Here is a 19,717-nt window from a genome sequence, read left to right on the forward strand (position 1 = left end):
TAACACTACTGTTCCTCAATCAGGAAAACCTGATTCTCATGTGTGATGTCAACCACACGCTCTGCCATCCCCGGATTCCATATTTTCTTTTTATAAACCGGGATATGGGAATAGTCCTGCCACATATGCATCGGGAATACATATTCTGCAGATGTTGTCTCTAAAAAGAAATCCATGCCAGATTCCTGATCGGCTCCCTGTCTTGGATCCATCGGGACAAACGCAAGATTGATGGGTTTTCCCGCCAGCTTTTTGATCTGCGTCCGGTATTCCCTTCTCATCCTGCCATTGATCAGATCTCCCGCGCCCTCCCATGTCCAGTCATTTAAATCACCAGCATGGAAAAATGTAGCACCATGCGTCTCCACATAAAATGCAACACCTGCATCCGTTGACCGCAATGTCTCGATTTTCACGTCATCCACCTGGTATTTTTCTCCTGCCGAAACATAGGTGATCTTCTCCCTGATATCATCCGAAAAGCCATGTTTCTCCAGAAAGTGCTGACTCATTTTGCAGTCTTTCGAAAAAATATAATGAATATTTTTATATTTTTCTGCCCAGTGCAGCACATCCATATCAAAGTGGTCCTGATGTTTGTGGCTTGCAAACACATAAATTGGCGTGTCCGGTTCATATTCCGGAATCACTCCATGAAATGTGTATCCTTTGATCCTGTCTCCTGCAAACCAGTCAAAAATCAGTACTTTTTCATCTACTTCAACAAGGAAACAGCTGTGATGTATAAATATTACCTGCATATTTCTCCTTCTGACTTTTTATTCATAGCAACCGAATATCTGCAAAGCATGTATTTTTATTTCATCCGACGGATGATCTCATTTGCACGACGGTAAATGTCTGCCGGATCAAATCCGATGTCAAATTTCTGGTCTTCGTATAAAATTTTTCCATTTACCATGGTCAGTTTTACATTCTGCTTACTGCCGCTGTATACAAGATTTTTCACGATATTATTTTCCGGCTGCATATTTGGCTGATTTAAGTCGATCATGACAAGGTCTGCTTTTTTGCCGACTGCAAGGCTGTCACAGTCAAATAACTGCATGGCATGTGCACCGCCTGTGGTTGCCATGTATAAAATTTCATCTGCACTGACACACTCTGCATCCATCTCACGCACCTTTGCAAGTGCGGATGTCAAAAACATCTCACGGAACATATCCAAGCAGTTGTTGCTTGCCGGGCCATCGGTTCCGATCGCCATGGAGATTCCCTCATCCACAAAACGTCTGGTCGGACAGATACCGGAAGCAAGTTTTAAGTTGGAAGCCGGGTTTGTCACTGCTGTCAGTTTTTTCTTCTTGTAAATTTCAAAATCAGCATCCTCAAACCATACACAGTGGTAACCGCCGCCGCCGTACTCGTACATACCAAGTGCATCCGTAAGCTGTGTCGGTGTCATACCCCAGCGCTCTTTGCACTCTGCCACTTCCAGTTTTGTTTCGGAATTGTGCAGCCATACCGGGGATTTTAATTTCTGTGCCAGTTTTGCCACGCCCTCCATCAGTTCTTTTGATGTCGTGTATTCTGCATGAAATCCCACGATAAAGCTTGTCAGGTCACTCATCTCATTGACAATGTGATAATTTTCCTCCATCAACTCTACCGTGCCACCAAAGTTGTTCAATCCGCTGGTCTGAACGGTACGGAATCCGGTATCTACCGATGCCTTTGCATCGACCGGCGGGAAGAAGTACATATCAAAGTTGGACGTGATACCGCTGGTTAAGTATTCCATGATTCCAAGGATATTGAGCCAGTATACATCATCCTCCGTAAGCTGTCCCTCTTTCGGAAATACCTGTTTGTTCAGCCAGTCCTGCAGCGGCAGGTCATCTGCATAGGAACGTAAAAATGTCATCGCTGTATGCGTATGTGCATCTTTAAATCCAGGCATCAAAAGATTGCCTTTTGCGTCGATCTCACGCTCCCATACGAAAGCCTCACCATTCTGGCAGACTGCATCGATGCCGGTCTTACCGTCTCCGATGTAGCAGATCTCTTTTCCTTTTACCCAGAGTTCGCCCTCTGTGATCTGAAATTTGTGGTTTTCTGCCGGTACTAATATTTTTGCATTGTAGAAACGTATGTTCATTTTTTCCTCTTTTCTTATTGTCTTTGTTCAACGGATCATATCTTTTGATCTGCTGAATCGTAGTAACTTTAATTCTGCTGTGCCCCGATTGCTTTGATCGTCCCGGTCACAAGTGCCTTGAATTTCGGAGCAACGGCATCCGCTGTCTCCTGGACTTCCGCGTGGGATAATGGAATTGCCGAGATCCCGCTTGCAAGGTTGGAAATGCAGGAAATTCCAAGCACTTTCATTCCCATATGTTTTGCTGCGACCGCCTCACAGGCAGTGCTCATGCCGACTGCATCGGCACCTAATGTGCGGCACATAGCGACTTCATGCGGTGTCTCAAACTGCGGTCCGGAAAGCTGGATATAAGTCCCCTCTTTGATCTGGATATCAAGTGCTGCCGCTGTATGTTTTACAGTCTCCTGCAGATCTAAGTCATAGATCTGGCTCATATCCGGGAAACGCACACCGAGTTCCTCAATATTGGCTCCCCTGAGCGGTGACGGTACAAAACTTGCGATCTGGTCTTTGATCAGCATGAAATCTCCGGCACGCATGCCAAGCTGGATACCGCCTGCAGCATTCGTAAGGAGCAGTACCTCTGCGCCCATCATTTTCATCAGACGTACCGGCAGTACAACATCACTCATCTCATATCCCTCATAATAATGCACACGCCCCTGCATGCACACAACCGGAACATCATCCACATATCCGAAGATAAATCTGCCCTTATGCCCCGGAACCGTCGACACCGGGAAGCCTTCGATATCACGATAATCTAACGTGTCCACCACGCGGATATCATCCGCATAATCGCCAAGACCGGAACCTAAGATCAATGCCACCTTTGGAGTGAAATCAATTTTTGACTTATAACTATCATAGCATTTTAATAATTTTTCATATAAAGGATTCATAATACCTCCATTCTTCTGCCTGCCCTCTATTTTCTGTCAACTCAGGATTCATTATATTCTTCCCATTTTTCTTTTTGTTGTTCGCAACACTGTCATTTTCGATTATAACAGAAGAAATCATAAAATCCAATCTCCATCCTAAACAAAAGCTGATTTTCCCCGATATATTTTGTAAGAAAACAACATAGGAATGGAGAAAATTTATGACTCAGTTCAATCTTTCCGGTTTAAAAAAGATTTTAAACCCATCTTCCGGCAAAAGGAATGTGGTCGATCAGATTACAGACCGTTTATCAAAATCTTCCATCGGTCTTTCTTCCGGTGATAATATTTTAAATGCAGGCAGTGTTTCCGGCATGGATGCCTTTGACCTGACGCAGAACATCTCCGAGCTTTTAAGCCCCGCCTGCGGTATGACCGACGAGGAAAAGCAGGCAGAATTAGCAAGGATCCAGGCAAAATTAAAAAGCGGGAAAAAACTGACCGAAGAAGAAATGCGTTTTCTTCAGGCAGTAGATCCCCAGCTCTATATGCAGGCAGCCAGAATCCAGGCGATGCGCGACTCTCTTGAACAGCAGTTAGAACACTGTAAAAGCAAGGAAGATGCTGCCAAAGTATTTTCAGATACCATGGCGATGGTGAGTGACAAGGATCCCATGAAAGAATACATTGTCGCCGCTTATCAGGATGCCTACAACGAATTTCAAAAAAGCGGGAAATACCAGCATCTCCCGCAAAAATCATCCGATGATAATAAATCTGATCCTTTAGTCACACTCAATAAACCGGCTGATCTTTTCACCGACAGCACCGATGACCGGTCCAAGGGTAAATCCCATCAGGATCGTTACGATTCCGATCTTGCCACCAAATAAAAATGCAATCACGATGATAGTAAAGTCAAATGCCATCCGCACTAGCCGAAACGGCACCTTCGGCACCCATTTTGCAATGATAAATGCAATCGCATCATACGGTGCTGTTCCTAATTTTACATCCATATACACTGCTGCCGCCACAACAAATATCGCCAATGCCGGAATCAGTACTAAAATGCGCACTGCCATCGAGTCAAACAATCCCACCGGCAATGTCTTTTCCCATACCCAGGAAAAAAACTGCAGCGAATAGCCGACCAGAAACATATTTGCAAGTGTTCCAAATCCGATATTTTCCCTGCCTAAAAAAATGACAAAAATAAATATGACCGTATTAAGCAGTGCCTGCCAGTTTCCGATTCCCATCCCCAGTTTTTCAGAAATGGCAAGATTCATGCTGGTACACGGATCTGTTCCCAGATCCACAAGTACCAGCAATGACAAGGAAAATCCCATTACAATCACTGCTAAGGTCACCGCTGTCAGTCTTAGTCCAAAATTCTTTTTCTGATACATTCCCTGAATGAATTTTTTCATCTGTTCTTCTCTTTTCTCTCTTATTTTTCGTCTATATAATGTACACTCCATGAACATTCTACGATCATGAATAATAATACCGCATCAAATGATGATGCATACCATGCCACCATTATTATCATTGACAATTTTCTGCATAGTATCCTGCAATTTCATCTGACATTCATCATCCATCATTGCAATTTTATTGCGGATGCCATCTTCCATCAGTTCTCCGACCGATTTACCGAAAATATTTGTTTCCCATGCGCCCTCTTTACTCTGCTGTCCTTGTTTAATATAGGATATCAGATCATTTGCCTGCTCCTCACTTCCGACGATCGGTGCGATCTCAGTTTCAATATTGGCGCGTATCATATGGATCGATGGTGATACCGCTTTCATTTTTACACCAAATTTATTGCCATGCCGGATCAGAACCGGCTCTTCCATTTGAATATCGGAAAGTCCCGGACTGACAACCCCATAGCCTTTTACCTGTACTGATTTAAAAGCATCTGACACTTTTTCATAAGCCTCTTTCTGTCCTGCCATTTCTCTTATCATAGAAATCAGCTCGTATTCGCCTGCGATCGGCACACCGGTCAGTTCACTCATATTTTCATAGTAATATTTATCGTCTAAGTCCATCCGCACCGTCACCCGCCCGGTTGCAAGATCCGTCTCGTCGATCTTGATCTGTGATACATACTGCTCCGGCGTAAACGTAAGTGCCCTTACATCTCCCGTCTTATGCATGCTGTCTAAAATCCCTGTGGCAGTTTTAATGATCTCCGCTTTCATCGGGTGCTCCGGCTTTAACATTTCTGTCCATTTCGGAATAAAAAATTCGACACGTGTCACCGGAAACTCACAGAGGATATTCTCTAAAATACGGACAATATCATCTTTCCGCAGTTGTTCACAGTTCACAGGTAAAACAGCAGTCTGATATTTTTCTTTCAGACCTGATGCCAGTTCCATTGTCTCATCACTGTACGGTTTCTGCGAATTTAACAGAATGACATACGGCTTTGCAATCGCATTCAGCTCATCTATTGTCTGTTCTTCCGCTTTCACATACGCACTGCGTGGCAGTTCCCCGATCGAGCCATCGGTTGTCACAACAATTCCGATCGTTGCATGATCCCGGATCACTTTCTGGGTACCGATTGATGCCGCTGTTGTAAAAGGAATCTCCTGCTCTGACCACGGCGTTTTTACCATGCGGCTTTCATTTCCCTCCATATGCCCGGATGCACCTTCCACCATAAATCCGACGCAGTCGATCAGACGTACCTTTATCTTCGTCTGTGCGGCAGCTCCCTGTATTGCAGTCCCCTGCAGTACAGACTGTGGAAGTGCCGGCTGTGACATGCCGGTGCTGCCGGATGACAGTTCCGGCAAAACAATCTCTGCTGCTTCCTGTGGAATAAATTTCGGTTCCGTCGTCATGATTGTTTTTCCTGCTGCGGACTGTGGCAGCTCATCCATGGTACGCTCTTTCGCATGTTCATCTTCCATAAAAGGAAGTACCATCAGATCCATAAAACGCTTAATGAACGTGGATTTTCCGGTTCGCACCGGACCTACAACTCCTATGTAAATTTCTCCATTGGTACGGGTATTGATATCCCGGTATAAGTCAAATTCTCTGTTATCACTGAAATGTTCCATCAGATATTCTCCTCCATATGTTGTAACATTTTATGAAGAAGAATGCCTGTTTATGACGGCAGCATACCAAATCCCGTTATTTGAGCACGCAAAGTTTTCCCGGCAGACAACGGAAATGGACTTCCGCAACTTCACCACAGTATTCCCCATCTGCATGCACAACCATCGGACGGCTTAAGTGTATCGTGCAGTCTTTTGCATCCGTCACTGAAAACCCATGAATAGAGGTATGTTTCGCTGCCACCAGAAATGGCAGGCAGAGAAACGTTCTCCATTTCGGGATTCCTGCTGCTTCACAGAATGACAGTTTCCCATCACAGGCAGATGCTGCCGGTGCCATTGGCACACCGCCTCCCTCGGCCTTAAAATTCATTGCCGCGGTAAATATCATTCTTTTTTTCTGTATGCTTTCCTCTTTGTCAAAAACAATTTCCATATCTGCGGTCTGCATCGTAAATAAAGACTGTACTGTCAAAACCAGATATGTCAGCTTTCCAAGCCGGATTTTGTTTAAAATATCTTTAATCGTTGATTTTAATGCTTTTTTACAGACTAAGGCATCAAGCCCGATTCCTGAACTGATGGCAAACAGTCTTTTTTTATCACCAAAGATTACCTCACCTAAATCCATACACCAGGTATCCTCACGTGTTTTTTTCATTGCATTTAAAATATGTACAATTCCGTTTTTCGGATCTTTCGAAAGTGCTAATCCTCTGGCAAGATCATTGCCGGAACCGGTCGGTATCACTCCGAAACGTACTTTTTCAAAATCTGTGATCCCATTGATCACCTCATTTGCCGTTCCGTCTCCACCGACTGCAACCAGACAGATATCGTCATCATCCATGGCACATATCTCGCCCGCAAGTTTTCCGGCATGTCCACGGTACTCGGATACAAATACCTGATAAGAAACATTTCTTACCTTAAGCACTTCCTCTATATCTTTCCAGATCTGCTTTGCATTTCCACTCTTTGACTTTTCATTGACAATAAAATACAGCATGTAGCCCCCACGTATAATATTTTTATGGCATTTTCTGCCTTTATGAATGTTATTTTAAAACATTTTCCGACAAAAAGGAACCCACAATATAAAAAGGGGATCACAGCCTGCTACATGCTGAGATCCCCAAAAACCTTTTTCACTTATAAACACTTTGATTTATTATTTTTCCACTGCAGGCACTTCTGCTTCATCTGCCTCTTCTTCCGGCTCCTTGTTCAGTCGTCCATACATTTCCATATATTTATAAAGACGTTTTGCAAGTTTTCCGGTGATCTGGTCTGAAGTTGCTCTCCACTCCCAATTACCGCCGAGTGTAGATGGTGTATTCATACGTCCCTCGGAACCGATTCCGATCAGATCCTGCATCGGAACGATCGCCATATCTCCGACTGATGCCCATGCACCGCGCATCATCCCCCAGTTAAACCCTTCTTCTTCCGTGAGATTCAAGTACTCTTTTGCAAATTTGACACTTGCCTTCGGAGCCGTCTTCATCCAACCCATCAACGTATCATTGTCATGTGTTCCGGTATAAACAACACAGTGTTTCTCATAATTGTGCGGCAGATAGTCGCTGCCCTCTCTCGAGTCAAATGCAAACTGGATGACTTTCATTCCCGGGAATCCGGAATCTTTTACCAGTTTTAAAACGGAAGGTGTAAGGAAACCAAGATCCTCCACGATGATATTTAACTTTCCGAGTTTTTTCTCCATCGTACGGAACAGATCCATGCCAGGACCTTTTCTCCACTCACCATTTCTCGCCGTATCATCTTTTGCCGGAATCGCATAGTAAGAATCAAATCCACGGAAATGATCGATACGAACGATATCGTATAATTTTGACATTGCTTTTACACGCTTCGTCCACCAGCTGTAGCCGTCTTTTTTCATAGCATCCCAGCGGAATAACGGATTACCCCAGAGCTGTCCGTCTGCCGAAAATGCATCCGGCGGGCAGCCTGCTACATCGATCGGATTTAACTCCTCATCGAGATAAAACTGTCCCGGATTTGCCCAGACATCAGCACTGTCTCCGGCAACATAGATCGGCACGTCACCGATGATCTCAATGCCAAGATCATTGACATACGCTTTTAAATCCCACCACTGTTTAAAGAACAGATACTGTAACATTTTATAAAACGCAATATCTTCTGCATAGGTAACCCGCGCTTCTTTTAAGGCTTCCGTTTTTCTGGTTTTTAAGTCTTTTTCCCACTCAAACCATGCAACACCGCCGTTAGCATCTTTTAATGCCATAAAAAGTGCATATTCATCCAGCCACTCTGCTTCATCCTTGCAGAATGCTGCAAAATCTTCCGGCTCATTTTTCCTGAACCTGTCATATGCTTTCTTTAACAAAGGATAACGTGAGACATACATCTGACCATAATCCACATACTGCGGATTGGTTCCCCACGAAAATGATTCACATTCTTTTTTTGTCAGTAATTTTTCTTTGCAAAGATATTCTAAATCAATAAAATAAGGATTACCTGCAAAGCTGGAAAAAGACTGATACGGGGAATCTCCGTAGCTGGTCGGACAGATTGGCAGGATCTGCCAGTATTTCTGACCTGCCTTTTTCAAAAAATCTGCAAATTTTCTTGCTTCTTTTCCCATAGTACCGATTCCGTAAGGAGACGGCAGGGAAGATATGTGCATCAGCACACCGCTGGTCCTCATAATATTTGTTCCTCCTACTATCTATATGTGTTACCTGATTTTTTGAATACTCTCTCCACTCGCCAGTTCAAACGAGACGATCTCATGGATCTGACTCCTTTTTAACTCAATCTGTCCAAACAGGATCTCAACACTTCTGGTTGCAAGCGTCTGATACTGCTGTTTGATCGTTGCAAGTTTTGGATTGTAATATTCTGCCAGTGCAGTTCCGTCAAATCCGATAACCGACACATCCTCCGGCACACGGTATTCTAAATCCCGCAATGCCCGGATCGCACCGATTGCCATGACATCTGACATAGCAAACACCGCTGTGATATCCGGGCATCGTGCAATCAGACGTTTCATCGCACGATATGCACTGTCATAGGAAAATCGTGCTTTTTCGTAACTTTTCTCTGGCACAAACACCATATCATGCTCAAGAAAGCTCTGCTGACAGCCAATAAACCGCTGATGACTGGTGTATGATTTTTCAATATCACCACCTAAAATACCGATTTTTGTATGCCCTGCATCAAATAATGCATCCACTGCACATTTTGCAGCAGCAATATCATCTGTCGCAACAGAAGAAAGATTCGGGAAGTTCATCTGATCTGCAAGGTTTGTTACAAGTACACTCGGTACATCCACCTGTGCAAATTCTTTTTTAAAGTACTCAGGGTTACCTCCTAAAAAGAGCAACCCAAGAGGCTTCCTCTCCCTGCAGAGCAGGACTGCCTGCTCCACCTCATCTGCATCTTCATCCAGATAGGAAACGATCAGCGTATAGTCTGTATTTTCGATCATCCGCTGGATTTCCTCGACGATGCTGGCAAAAAGCATATTTTGGATACCTTTTACCAGCACACCAATGGATTTGGAATTACTCTGTTTTAGATGTTTCGCGTTATTGTTTGGCACAAAATTATACGCTGCGACTACTTTTTCGATTTTCTTTTTTGCATCCGGACTGACATCATTTCTGTGATTCAGCACACGTGACACGGTACTGACGGAATATCCTGATTCCCTGGCTATGTCTTTTATCGTAACCATATTTTTCATTCCTGTCTACTATTTTTTCGTATTTTTTCGTAAAATTTGAATTTTTGTCAAATTTCAACAAAAAATATACATTTCTTAATAATATATCAGCCTTTTACCGCTCCTGCAACTACTCCTTCAATAATATATTTCTGACAGATTCCATAAAAAATGATGATCGGGATGATTGCGAGTACCAGCATCGCCATCATGGTACCCCAGTCTACCGCACCGTAACCGCCTTTTAAATACTGGATTACAATCGGGATCGTCTTATATTTTTTCAGGTCAAGTACCAGATACGGCAACAGATAATCATTCCAGATCCACATTGCCTGTAAGATTGCAACCGTGATAACCGTTGGTTTCATGATTGGGAATACGACCTGGAAGAAGGTCTGGATGGGTGTACAGCCATCGATCATGGCGGCCTCCTCGATCTCTAACGGAATGCTCTTTACAAATCCACAGAACATAAATACCGCAAGCCCTGCTCCAAATCCCAGATATACTAATATAATACCGATCGGGTTGCTCAAATGCATCATGTTTGCCAGCTTAGATAACGGGAACATTACCATCTGGAACGGCACGATCATGGAGAAAAGACATAACATGTAAAGTGCCATGGTAAATTTATTATGTACTCTGGTGATAAACCATGCACACATGGATGTGCAGAATATGATCACTGCCACGGAACCTACCGTGATAATAACCGAGTTACCGAACGCTGCAAAGAAATTCGTCTTCTCAATTCCCTTTACAAAGTTTGTCATACCGAAGAAAGAACGCTCATCCGGAAGTGCAAAAGGACTTTTCATAATAAATCCTTTTTTCTTTAACGAGTTGATCAACACCAAAAAAATCGGATACAGATAAAATACAGCTAAAATGCTGAAAAACAGTGTCAGTATCCATCCGTGTTTTGCACGCCTTACTGCACTTACCTGATTGTCTGTCTGTTTTGCCATTACTGCTGTACCTCCTTACTTCTGGTCAGACGGTTCTGTGCCAGTGCGATAACTGCCACTATGATAAAGAAGATCACCGCTTTCGCCTGTCCGACACCTTCCCATCCATTTCTTCCATAAAATGTATCAAAAATATTTAACGCAAGCATCTGTGAATTGTTTGACGGTTCTCCTGCTGTCAATGCAAGGTTCTGGTCGAACAGCTTAAAGGAGTTCGTCAGTGTCAGGAATGTACAGATCGTGATGGATGGCATAACCATCGGAATTGTTACTTTCTTTAACAGCTGCCAGCTGTTTGCACCATCCATCTTTGCTGCCTCGATCAGTTCACCCGGAATGTTCTGGATACCTGCAATATAAATGATCATCATATAACCGATCTGCTGCCAGTTCATCAAAACGATCAGTCCCCAGAAACCATATGAGGAAGAATAGGTCAATGTTTTTCCGAAGTTTGCCAGAATTCCGTTTAAAAGGATCTGCCAGATATATCCTAAAACGATACCTCCGATCAGGTTTGGCATAAAAAATACGGTTCGGAACACATTTGTTCCCCTAATTCCCTTTGTTAAAAGCATCGCTATGGTAAATGCAAATACATTGATTGTAAGCACTGATACCACTGTAAATAATGCGGTATACCACAGCGCATGTACAAATGTTGGATCGGTAAATACACGCAGGTAATTTTTCAGTCCGACAAAGGACGCATCCGTTACTGTGGTAAATTCACAAAATGATAAATAGATACCCATAAGAAAAGGAACTATAAAACCTATGGTAAATGCCACTAAAGTCGGGAGCGCAAAAATTGGAAAATATTTTTTTATTGATTTCTCCATAGTCTTTAACCTCTCATAAATCCGTTCAATCTCTAAATTCAGTTCTTTCAGAAAATTTCTGTTATATATGATTTGTGCGGTATCGGCACAGATACCGCACAAATTGTTACTGTTCACACATACTGTGTGAGCAGTAACGATTACAGCCCATTTTAAATGCATCTTCGATGCATGGGGCTGTAATCTGGCATAATATAGTCTTTGGCGCACAGCTTGACAGCAAGTGTCAAGCTTGCGAGTGAACAGTAACCACAAATTTACTATTTTCTAAAAGAGGAGTTATTATTTACTGTCCGTTTGCTGCTGCATACTCAGTTGCCCAGCCGTCTACGAATGCACTTACAACTGCATCCCAGTCACCGGTACCCTGTGCATACTCAAGTAATGCAGAACCAACACCATCTTTCCATGTCTCAGAAGGAATGGTTGAGAAGTTCCATGAAACAGGAGTCTTGCCATCTGCAATATACTGGTTTGCATCCTGAATGAATACGTTGTCAGCTACATAGTCACCGGTAAATGTTAAGAATGGTGTTGTAAATCCCATTACATGCGCCATGGAGTCACGTCCTTCATCCGAATTAATTACCCAGCTTAAGAAATCAAGTGTTGCCTGAATATCTTCCTCCGAAGCCTGTTTGTTTACACACCAGTAGTTTTCGGAACCTGTGCAGAGTCCCTGATTTTCTTCACCAGGAGCACCAATGTAAATTGGCATCATGCCCATATCATCTGCTGTTACTAAATATCCATTATCCTCGTTTGTCAGATTGCCATACTCCCATGTACCATTCTGATAGAATACTGCTTCTTCCATACCGAACTCTGACTCAGCTTCATCACCTGTTTTGCTTGAAAGGACGCCCGGCTCACAGGTAGAATCTGTGATGTATAAATCCCAGATCTGTTTGTAATTATCAAGGTATGTTCCCTCGATCGCATCTGTGCTTGTGATGCCTTTGTCTTTGTATTCATAGTAAATTGGAAGATTTGCAAGATGTGTCTTAAATCTCCAGTCAGAAGATCCATCCATACCTGCGGATGTGAATGCACCCTGAAGATCGTATCCGAACTGGCTGTTGATCTCATCTTTTCTCGCCTGAATATCATCTGCCACTGCTTTTAATTTGTCAAAGCTGTTGATCTCATCCGGAGAAGAAATCACTGCGTTATCCATGGTACAGTAATCATTTAAAATCTTCTTATTATAAATGATACCGTATGTCTCGAGCACATATGCGACACCGGAAACCTCGCCGGCATCATTCTTTAATGCAAAATCTTCACTTGAAAGCTGTTTGCAGATCTCGCTGTCAGATAAGTCATAGCAGTAATCTTTCCAGTTTGCAAGTCCTACCGGTCCATTTACCTGAAATAATGTAGGAGCTTCGCTCTTTGCCATTTCAGATTTTAATGTCTGCTCATATGTACCGTCTGCTGCGGTGATAACTGTTACCGGCACACCCGTCTGCTCTGTATAGATACCTGCTAAATCCTGCCATGCCTGATCCTGCTCCGGTTTAAAGTTCAGATAATATACAGAACCGCTTCCTGATGCACTGTCTGCAGTCTTTTCTGCATCAGATGCCTCGGTTGTCTTTGCAGCCTCTTCTGTCTTGTTTCCAGCATTTGCTGTTCCGGAAGCATCTCCCGTATTTCCGTTACCACATCCTGCAAACATGGTTGCTAACATAGCGGATGCTAACATCACTGATAAAACTTTTCTTTTCATCTTTTTTACCCTCCTGAAATTGTGTATGGTATCTTATGGAACGTTTCCGGTATTGTTTGCGGTAATGCTACCGGTAACGTTTTCATTTGATAGTCAGATTATAGGACGCTATTCAAAAAAACGCAATACCATTTTGACATTTTCAATGTTTTATATAAATATTGCATCCTGTTTTTGTGCATATTGCACTTGTTATTGTTTTATATTGTAAAAAAGGAAGGAAAATGCTAAGATTTTGTTAGGAATTATTCAGAATGAGAACTCGTGTGATGGCATCTCTTCGCAGCAAGTTGCTCAGAAATGGGGATTATTATGAAAGAAATCATCAGACATAAGATAAAACATAATTTAAAGCGCGTGGAAACTTCTATTAAATGGATTTTATTTGCGATCATCTCCGGTGTTGTTGCCGGCGGTGCAGGAACATTATTTTATTTTGGTATGACATTAGTTACACTCATCCGCATCAAACATCCATGGCTTATTTTTCTGCTTCCATTTGGAGGTCTCGTGATCGTTGGCTGTTACCGTCTGCTGCATGACGAACATGACACAGGAACAAATCTCGTAATCTCTGCGATCCATTCTGACGATAATCTGCCGCTTAAAATGGCACCGTTAATTTTTATCTCCACACTGATCACACATCTGTTCGGCGGTTCTGCAGGCCGTGAGGGTGCTGCTCTGCAGCTTGGCGGAAGCATCGGTAACGGAATTGGTAAACTGTTTCATTTTGACGACAAGGACAAACATATTATGATCATGTGCGGTATGAGTGCCTGTTTTTCCGCATTGTTCGGCACACCTATGGCTGCTGCTATTTTTTCCATGGAAGTTGTCAGCGTCGGCATTATGTATTACGCTGCACTGGTTCCATGCGTGATCTCTTCCCTTGTTGCGCATGGGATTGCCGTTTCTTTTGGGATTTCGCAGGAACTTTTTCTCATTGATTCGATTCCTTCCTTCGGAATCGGCAACGCCGTCCGCATCTCCGTGCTGGCAATCCTCTGCGCCGGTATCAGTATCCTGTTCTGCGTGATGCTGCACCAGTCCGAAGCTCTTTATAAACATTTTTTCAAGAATCCTTATGTAAGGGTTTTCGTTGGTGGATGTATCGTGATCGTGCTGACATTGCTTGTCGGTAACCAGAATTACAACGGCACCGGTGTCAATATCATCGCACAGTGCATTGACGGCACCGTACGCCCGGAAGCGTTTTTACTGAAAATGATCTTTACAGCCGCCACACTTGGTGCCGGCTATAAAGGCGGTGAGATCGTGCCTTCCTTCTTCACTGGTGCAGCTTTTGGATGCCTGTTTGGAAACCTGCTTGGTTTTTCACCCACTCTATGCACAGCCGTCGGTATGGCCGCTGTTTTCTGCGGTGTGACCAACTGCCCGATCACCTCTCTTCTGATCAGTTTTGAGCTGTTTGGTTATGATGGAATGCCATATTTTTTACTTGCAGTTGCTTTCAGTTATATGCTTTCCGGCTATTTCGGACTGTATCACAGCCAGAAGATCATTTATTCAAAATATAAGACCAATTATATCAATAAGCGGACGGAATAACGCTATATTTAAAAGGCAGATCAATCCATTTGAAAAATTGATCTGCCTTTTTTATTGACGATATAGAATATTTTTAAAGTATATTGATCACTTGTAAGTAATATAAGCCTTATATCCAAGAGTCCATTGTTGCGGTAATCGTAACAGTTCCTTTCTTTTTTGCTTTTACGGCTCCTTTTGATGTTACGATCGCAATTTTTTATCTGAACTTTTCCATGTAACATTTTTAGATGCTTTTTGGGGACTGACACTCTTTACTTTCAGTTTTACTTTGCTTCCAACCGTAGTACTGACCGCTTTTTTACTTAATGTAATTTTGACCGGTTTCCTGGTTGCAGCCTGCACTTTCTCTGTCTGCCATCCCACCATTCCGGAAACAACAAGCATAACGATCAGTGCCCATGCCATAGCCTAGCGCAAAAACAGGCAGAACCTCGTCTGCCTATTTTTTGCGTAATATTTCTTCTGCATTTTTCCGCCACATTTCATAACTACATAATCCTTCCTTATACCATCTACATTTTCCACAACTTCTCGTAAACTCTTTTGCATCCATTTTTCCGGCTGCATCCAGTAATAATTCGTAATAAGAATAGCTTTTATTTTCTTCCCATCCGAATAACTTTAACAGCTCCAGATCTTTGATCTTCACATGATTTTTTTCATCAAGACATGTATCATCCGGTGTCCGGTTCGGGCAGCGCGCACAGATCATATCAGGATCTGTCACAAGAATGAGTGCTCCATCTAAATTATCTTTCAGTTCATGCACTTTCTGTGTCATATTATCACAAAATGCCCCACTATACCCTTCCCCCTGGTAAAGAACGGTGCATAAAATATGGTGAACGCGAAACTTTTTCATAGATATATCACCTTTAAGCTGCTTTTGCATCCTGCAAAATATTTCCTGCGTGAAGTGCCTTACGCACAGCGATCGCAACCAGATAAGCACCAACCACGGAAATCACATCTTTTACAAGATACGGCAGTGACACAGCAACCAAAGATGCACCAAGGGTAATCTTCGCCAAAACTGCATACTGGATTGCACCAAGCAGATGACAGATGATCAGTCCTGCCAATCCAAGGACAATCTTTACTGCTGCATTTTTTCTGTGCACAGAAATACCACATAATAAAGTCAGAAAGATAAATCCAAAAATAAATCCACCTGTATAGCCAAATAACACGCCCGGTCCTGCACTCATTCCTGCAAAGATCGGAACACCAACAGTTCCCAGTACAATATAAAGCAATGTTGCTGAAATTCCAAGCTGCCATCCTAACACATACCCACATAACGCCATTGCAAATGTCTGCAGCGTGATTGGAACACCTGTCGGCATCGGAATCTGAAGAATGGAAAGAACTGCAAGAACCGCAGTAAACATTCCAACGGTAACGATTGTTTTTGTTGAAATTTTCATGTTTCTCCTCTTTTCTGCGGACAAAACATTTTCCGCTTTTGTTTCTTTACAGTCTATTCCGATTCTCTTTTATTGTCAACCTTTTCATATACATTGTTTACATTTCATTATTTGCAGGTCACTGTTCAATCGCTGTCAAGCTATACTCCAAAGACTATATTTTACCAGATCACAGCAAAAACAGCTTCAGCACTTCCTGTTTTTTCCAAAGATCACATCATAATTAATATTTTTATAAAAAATATCGTTCGGATCTACGCTGTAAAGATCAAAATTTCCAAGCATCCACATCGTTTTTGCGATCACAGATTCTAATGTCATATCATAGGACTCTAAAAAACGACAGTACTTCTTCATATCATGACCGACCTCGTATACCGTCATATCGCTTCCCTCATGAGCCACCTGCGTCGCCATAACAACCAGTTTGTCAGGGTACTGCCTGCATAACCGGTAAAATTCATCAGCTATTGATTTGGGTATGCCACCCACACCAAAACTTTCCACAATGATACAGTCATAATTTTCAAAAATACTCTGTAAAACTCTAGGTCTGATGCCAGGGATCAGTTTCATCAAAAAAATATTTTCATCAAGTTCTTCATAAAACCGTACTTCATCCTCATAAGGGAGCATCGGCAGATAACGCATAATATTCCCATCCTGAATGACTGCCAGTGACGGAAAATCAATACTCGAAAACGCATTATAACTTTTGGATCTGACCTTCTTTGCACGCGTTCCGGCGATAACTTTACCATCAAAAACGATCTGCACACCCTGTGATTTTTCATCTGACGCATACAAAAAACTATCAATCAGATTTGACTTTGCATCCGTGATCTCAAGATCGATCGGTTTCTGTGCTCCCGTGATCACGATCGGCTTCGTTGAATTCTGGATCATATATGATAACGCTGCTGCTGTATACGCCATCGTATCCGTGCCATGGGCAATTACAAATCCATCATAAGCATCATAATATTCCCGGATCGCATGCACGATCTTTTTCCAGTGCTTTGGCTCCATATTAGAACTGTCAAGATTTAATAACTGTATCGCGGATACCTCACAGAATTCTTTTACCTGTGGAATGTACTCTAATAATTCTTCCGGTGTGATCTGCGGTTTTAAACCATTTTCAGATTTTTTAGAAGCAATCGTACCTCCTGTTGCAAGTAATAATATCTTTTTCTTTGCCGGCATTTTATCTGTCTCCATTCCTATATGATCGCTCTTATGTCAGCAAGAAGTGCATCAATATTTTCTTCTTTCGTTGCCCAGCAGGTACAAAAACGGACTGCACTGTGTGTTTCATCCACTCTTGCCTGATATGCAAAACTGTATTTTTCTCCCAGTTTCTCTAACACATCATCCGGCAAGACCGGAAACTGCTGGTTTGTCGGGGAATCAATATAAAATGTTACCCCCATTTTTGTCAGTTCATCTTTTAATTTTTCTGCCAGATGTGCTGCATGTGCCGATATCTCAAAATAACGGTTTTCTTCAAATAAAGTCAGGAACTGGATGCCCAGCAGTCTTCCCTTTGCTAACATACCGCCACGCTGTTTGATGTTATACCGGAAATCCTTTTTTAACTCCGGATTGGTGATCACAACAGCTTCTCCGAATAATGCGCCTACTTTGGTTCCTCCAATATAGAAAACATCCGTATTCGCTGCAATGTCAGCCATCGTCAGATCATTTTCCCTGCATGCAAGACCGTAACCGAGTCTTGCACCATCCAAAAACAGATACAGGTCATTTTCCCTGCACACACGGTATAATGTCTCAAGTTCTGCTTTTTTATAAATAGTACCAAGTTCTGTAGGATTGGAAATATATACCATTTTGGGCTGCACTGTATGTTCAAAACTCTCATCTGCAAAATGCGCTTTTGTATATTTTAAAACCTGTTCTGCTGTCAGTTTGCCATCCGGCGTCTCGATTGTCAGACATTTGTGTCCGCACGCTTCAAGTGCACCTGTTTCATGTACATTGATATGTCCGGTTGTCGCCGTGATGACTCCCTGATATGATTTTAATGCGGATGCAATGACCGTAACATTTGTCTGTGTTCCTCCCACCAGAAAATGCACATCTGCATCCGGTGCAAGGCAGACAGCTTTTATCCGTTCTGCCGCCTCTCTGCAATATTCATCCTCTCCATATCCTGCTGTCTGCTCCATGTTTGTCTCTTCGAGTTTTTTTAAAATTGCCGGATGGCAGCCTTCCGTATAATCGCTGTTAAATCGTATCATTGCTTCTCTCCTGTTTCATTATGAATTTGAAACTCTGACTAATTCCTCAAGTTTTTTCATTGCTTTTCCGGAGTCGATCGTTTCTGCAGCTAATTTTACACCAGATTCTATGGAATCTGCAACCCCTCCGATATAAAGAGTAGCTCCGGCATTCAAAAGAACGATATCTCTTTTCGCTCCTTTTTCTTCTCCACTTAAAATTGCTTTCGTAATGGCTGCATTCTGCACACCATCCCCACCGCGCAGTTCTTCTAAGGAAACCCTCTTTAATCCAAACTGTTCCGGGGTTACTTCATAAGTTTTAACATCATCGCCATTGATCTCGGATACGGTAGTCGTGCCGCTTAATGTAAATTCATCCATATTGTCATTTCCACTGATGACAAATCCGCGCTCTACACCAAGTTTACTCATTGCTTTTGCTATTTTTTCCGTCAATGCCGGACTGTATACACCAACGACCATATTTTTTGCACGCGATGGATTCGCTAACGGTCCTAAAATATTAAATACGGTACGGACTCGCATCTCTTTTCTCGCCTGACCGACATACTTCATGGATTTATTGAAAAGCTGGGCAAACATGAAACCGATGCCAACTTCATCAACACATTTCTGAACCAGTGCAGGTTCTGCCATGATATTGACTCCAAGTGCCTCAAGCACATCCCCGGCACCGGATTTCGAGGAAATCGAACGGTTTCCATGCTTTGCGACCGGAAGTCCTGCCGCTGCAACAACGAAGGCAGATGTTGTTGAAATATTAAATGTATAGGTACAGTCTCCACCTGTTCCGACCAGATCCACATAGTTTTCTGCCTTTGGTGTGATCGTCTCGGCTTTATCCCGCAATACCGATGCAAGACCGATCAGTTCCTCTAATGTTTCCCCTTTCATACGCAACGCTGTTAAAAATGCTGCGATCTGTGCCTGTGTCGCCTCTCCACTGAGCATGATCTCCATTGCTTTTTTTGCTTCTTCTTCAGTTAAATCTTTTCCATCTACAACTTTTGCTATGTATTCTTTCATGATGATCCTCCCTGTTTTGCGGAGCAAAATGCGACTGCCTTTGCAGGAGCAG

At 42.7% G+C, this 19,717-nt stretch carries 19 protein-coding genes; 2 read left to right on the forward strand and 17 right to left on the reverse strand.

What is annotated here, in order from left to right; all coding sequences use genetic code 11:
• Window positions 1-5: 5 nt before the first annotated feature.
• The 3 genes from DW650_RS02700 to DW650_RS02710 all read right to left on the reverse strand — a co-directional run bounded on the left by DW650_RS02700 (window position 6) and on the right by DW650_RS02710 (window position 3,024).
• Window positions 6-761, reverse strand: coding sequence for an MBL fold metallo-hydrolase (locus DW650_RS02700; RefSeq protein WP_118209003.1), 756 nt, complete (start codon window positions 759-761; stop codon window positions 6-8).
• A gap of 56 nt (window positions 762-817) precedes the next feature.
• Window positions 818-2,119 carry an amidohydrolase family protein gene (locus tag DW650_RS02705; protein WP_118209004.1) on the reverse strand — a complete coding sequence of 434 codons (1,302 nt, stop codon included), beginning with the start codon at window positions 2,117-2,119 and terminating at the stop codon, window positions 818-820.
• 68 nt (window positions 2,120-2,187) lie between these two features.
• The gene (locus DW650_RS02710; RefSeq protein ID WP_118209005.1) at window positions 2,188-3,024 is read right to left on the reverse strand and encodes a purine-nucleoside phosphorylase; all 837 of its coding nucleotides are present in this window, start codon (window positions 3,022-3,024) and stop codon (window positions 2,188-2,190) included.
• A 203-nt stretch (window positions 3,025-3,227) separates the two neighbouring features.
• Between DW650_RS02710 and DW650_RS02715 the strand changes: the two genes are divergently transcribed.
• On the forward strand, window positions 3,228-3,899 hold the full coding sequence (locus DW650_RS02715; protein WP_118209006.1) for a hypothetical protein: 672 nt from the start codon (window positions 3,228-3,230) through the stop codon (window positions 3,897-3,899).
• On the opposite strand, the gene DW650_RS02720 is transcribed toward DW650_RS02715, so the two are convergent.
• The 8 genes from DW650_RS02720 to DW650_RS02755 form a co-directional block, all read right to left on the reverse strand.
• Window positions 3,792-4,439, reverse strand: a complete 648-nt coding sequence (locus DW650_RS02720; protein ID WP_118209007.1) for a YczE/YyaS/YitT family protein — start codon at window positions 4,437-4,439, stop codon at window positions 3,792-3,794. The genes DW650_RS02715 and DW650_RS02720 overlap by 108 nt on opposite strands.
• A gap of 84 nt (window positions 4,440-4,523) precedes the next feature.
• Window positions 4,524-6,095, reverse strand: coding sequence for a stage IV sporulation protein A (locus tag DW650_RS02725; protein WP_118209008.1), 1,572 nt, complete (start codon window positions 6,093-6,095; stop codon window positions 4,524-4,526).
• A gap of 76 nt (window positions 6,096-6,171) precedes the next feature.
• Window positions 6,172-7,104 (reverse strand): diacylglycerol/lipid kinase family protein, encoded by a 933-nt coding sequence (locus tag DW650_RS02730; protein ID WP_118209009.1) that lies wholly within the window; start codon window positions 7,102-7,104, stop codon window positions 6,172-6,174.
• A 162-nt stretch (window positions 7,105-7,266) separates the two neighbouring features.
• A complete protein-coding gene (gene malQ, locus DW650_RS02735; protein WP_117919083.1) occupies window positions 7,267-8,796 on the reverse strand; it encodes a 4-alpha-glucanotransferase in 1,530 nt (509 codons plus the stop codon).
• A 30-nt stretch (window positions 8,797-8,826) separates the two neighbouring features.
• Entirely contained in the window at window positions 8,827-9,846 is a 1,020-nt protein-coding gene (locus tag DW650_RS02740; protein ID WP_117919081.1) for a LacI family DNA-binding transcriptional regulator, read from the reverse strand.
• 86 nt (window positions 9,847-9,932) lie between these two features.
• Complete coding sequence (locus DW650_RS02745) at window positions 9,933-10,799, reverse strand: carbohydrate ABC transporter permease (protein ID WP_015520530.1); 867 nt, start codon at window positions 10,797-10,799, stop codon at window positions 9,933-9,935.
• On the reverse strand, window positions 10,799-11,641 hold the full coding sequence (locus DW650_RS02750) for a carbohydrate ABC transporter permease (protein WP_118209044.1): 843 nt from the start codon (window positions 11,639-11,641) through the stop codon (window positions 10,799-10,801). Before DW650_RS02750 ends, DW650_RS02745 begins: the two co-directional genes overlap by 1 nt.
• A gap of 286 nt (window positions 11,642-11,927) precedes the next feature.
• Window positions 11,928-13,373 carry an ABC transporter substrate-binding protein gene (locus DW650_RS02755; RefSeq protein WP_117919079.1) on the reverse strand — a complete coding sequence of 482 codons (1,446 nt, stop codon included), beginning with the start codon at window positions 13,371-13,373 and terminating at the stop codon, window positions 11,928-11,930.
• A 312-nt stretch (window positions 13,374-13,685) separates the two neighbouring features.
• Here DW650_RS02755 and DW650_RS02760 point away from each other — a divergent pair, with 312 nt between their 5' ends.
• The gene (locus DW650_RS02760; RefSeq protein ID WP_118209010.1) at window positions 13,686-14,945 is read left to right on the forward strand and encodes a chloride channel protein; all 1,260 of its coding nucleotides are present in this window, start codon (window positions 13,686-13,688) and stop codon (window positions 14,943-14,945) included.
• Window positions 14,946-15,128: 183 nt separating this feature from the next.
• Here the strand turns inward: DW650_RS02760 and DW650_RS02765 are convergent, their stop codons facing one another.
• From DW650_RS02765 to trpD, 6 genes are all read right to left on the reverse strand, one after another.
• Complete coding sequence (locus tag DW650_RS02765; RefSeq protein ID WP_118209011.1) at window positions 15,129-15,353, reverse strand: hypothetical protein; 225 nt, start codon at window positions 15,351-15,353, stop codon at window positions 15,129-15,131.
• Between the two features lie 34 nt (window positions 15,354-15,387).
• The gene (locus DW650_RS02770) at window positions 15,388-15,810 is read right to left on the reverse strand and encodes a DUF1284 domain-containing protein (protein WP_117919292.1); all 423 of its coding nucleotides are present in this window, start codon (window positions 15,808-15,810) and stop codon (window positions 15,388-15,390) included.
• 13 nt (window positions 15,811-15,823) lie between these two features.
• Window positions 15,824-16,375: a biotin transporter BioY gene (locus tag DW650_RS02775; RefSeq protein ID WP_118209012.1), complete on the reverse strand. Its 552-nt coding sequence runs from the start codon at window positions 16,373-16,375 to the stop codon at window positions 15,824-15,826.
• A 186-nt stretch (window positions 16,376-16,561) separates the two neighbouring features.
• Window positions 16,562-17,581: an asparaginase gene (locus DW650_RS02780; RefSeq protein WP_117919290.1), complete on the reverse strand. Its 1,020-nt coding sequence runs from the start codon at window positions 17,579-17,581 to the stop codon at window positions 16,562-16,564.
• Between the two features lie 17 nt (window positions 17,582-17,598).
• Window positions 17,599-18,636: a threonine aldolase family protein gene (locus tag DW650_RS02785; RefSeq protein WP_118209013.1), complete on the reverse strand. Its 1,038-nt coding sequence runs from the start codon at window positions 18,634-18,636 to the stop codon at window positions 17,599-17,601.
• An 18-nt stretch (window positions 18,637-18,654) separates the two neighbouring features.
• The gene (trpD, locus tag DW650_RS02790; protein ID WP_117919069.1) at window positions 18,655-19,665 is read right to left on the reverse strand and encodes an anthranilate phosphoribosyltransferase; all 1,011 of its coding nucleotides are present in this window, start codon (window positions 19,663-19,665) and stop codon (window positions 18,655-18,657) included.
• Between the last annotated feature and the right edge of the window lie 52 nt (window positions 19,666-19,717).

The sequence above is a fragment of the Roseburia sp. AM23-20 genome, assembly GCF_003470905.1.
GTDB classification, from domain to species: domain Bacteria; phylum Bacillota; class Clostridia; order Lachnospirales; family Lachnospiraceae; genus Roseburia; species Roseburia rectibacter.

What these genes read in the sequence shown, in the direction of transcription:
- DW650_RS02745 (WP_015520530.1), bottom strand. Translation starts at nt 10,799, where the DNA reads ATGGCAAAACAGACAGACAATCAGGTAAGTGCAGTAAGGCGTGCAAAA.
- DW650_RS02765 (WP_118209011.1), bottom strand. Translation starts at nt 15,353, where the DNA reads ATGGCATGGGCACTGATCGTTATGCTTGTTGTTTCCGGAATGGTGGGA.
- DW650_RS02785 (WP_118209013.1), bottom strand. Translation starts at nt 18,636, where the DNA reads ATGATACGATTTAACAGCGATTATACGGAAGGCTGCCATCCGGCAATT.
- DW650_RS02755 (WP_117919079.1), bottom strand. Translation starts at nt 13,373, where the DNA reads ATGAAAAGAAAAGTTTTATCAGTGATGTTAGCATCCGCTATGTTAGCA.
- DW650_RS02780 (WP_117919290.1), bottom strand. Translation starts at nt 17,581, where the DNA reads ATGCCGGCAAAGAAAAAGATATTATTACTTGCAACAGGAGGTACGATT.
- DW650_RS02775 (WP_118209012.1), bottom strand. Translation starts at nt 16,375, where the DNA reads ATGAAAATTTCAACAAAAACAATCGTTACCGTTGGAATGTTTACTGCG.
- DW650_RS02740 (WP_117919081.1), bottom strand. Translation starts at nt 9,846, where the DNA reads ATGAAAAATATGGTTACGATAAAAGACATAGCCAGGGAATCAGGATAT.
- DW650_RS02760 (WP_118209010.1), top strand. Translation starts at nt 13,686, where the DNA reads ATGAAAGAAATCATCAGACATAAGATAAAACATAATTTAAAGCGCGTG.
- DW650_RS02730 (WP_118209009.1), bottom strand. Translation starts at nt 7,104, where the DNA reads ATGCTGTATTTTATTGTCAATGAAAAGTCAAAGAGTGGAAATGCAAAG.
- malQ (WP_117919083.1), bottom strand. Translation starts at nt 8,796, where the DNA reads ATGAGGACCAGCGGTGTGCTGATGCACATATCTTCCCTGCCGTCTCCT.
- trpD (WP_117919069.1), bottom strand. Translation starts at nt 19,665, where the DNA reads ATGAAAGAATACATAGCAAAAGTTGTAGATGGAAAAGATTTAACTGAA.
- DW650_RS02705 (WP_118209004.1), bottom strand. Translation starts at nt 2,119, where the DNA reads ATGAACATACGTTTCTACAATGCAAAAATATTAGTACCGGCAGAAAAC.
- DW650_RS02770 (WP_117919292.1), bottom strand. Translation starts at nt 15,810, where the DNA reads ATGAAAAAGTTTCGCGTTCACCATATTTTATGCACCGTTCTTTACCAG.
- DW650_RS02720 (WP_118209007.1), bottom strand. Translation starts at nt 4,439, where the DNA reads ATGAAAAAATTCATTCAGGGAATGTATCAGAAAAAGAATTTTGGACTA.
- DW650_RS02700 (WP_118209003.1), bottom strand. Translation starts at nt 761, where the DNA reads ATGCAGGTAATATTTATACATCACAGCTGTTTCCTTGTTGAAGTAGAT.
- DW650_RS02750 (WP_118209044.1), bottom strand. Translation starts at nt 11,641, where the DNA reads ATGGAGAAATCAATAAAAAAATATTTTCCAATTTTTGCGCTCCCGACT.
- DW650_RS02715 (WP_118209006.1), top strand. Translation starts at nt 3,228, where the DNA reads ATGACTCAGTTCAATCTTTCCGGTTTAAAAAAGATTTTAAACCCATCT.
- DW650_RS02725 (WP_118209008.1), bottom strand. Translation starts at nt 6,095, where the DNA reads ATGGAACATTTCAGTGATAACAGAGAATTTGACTTATACCGGGATATC.
- DW650_RS02710 (WP_118209005.1), bottom strand. Translation starts at nt 3,024, where the DNA reads ATGAATCCTTTATATGAAAAATTATTAAAATGCTATGATAGTTATAAG.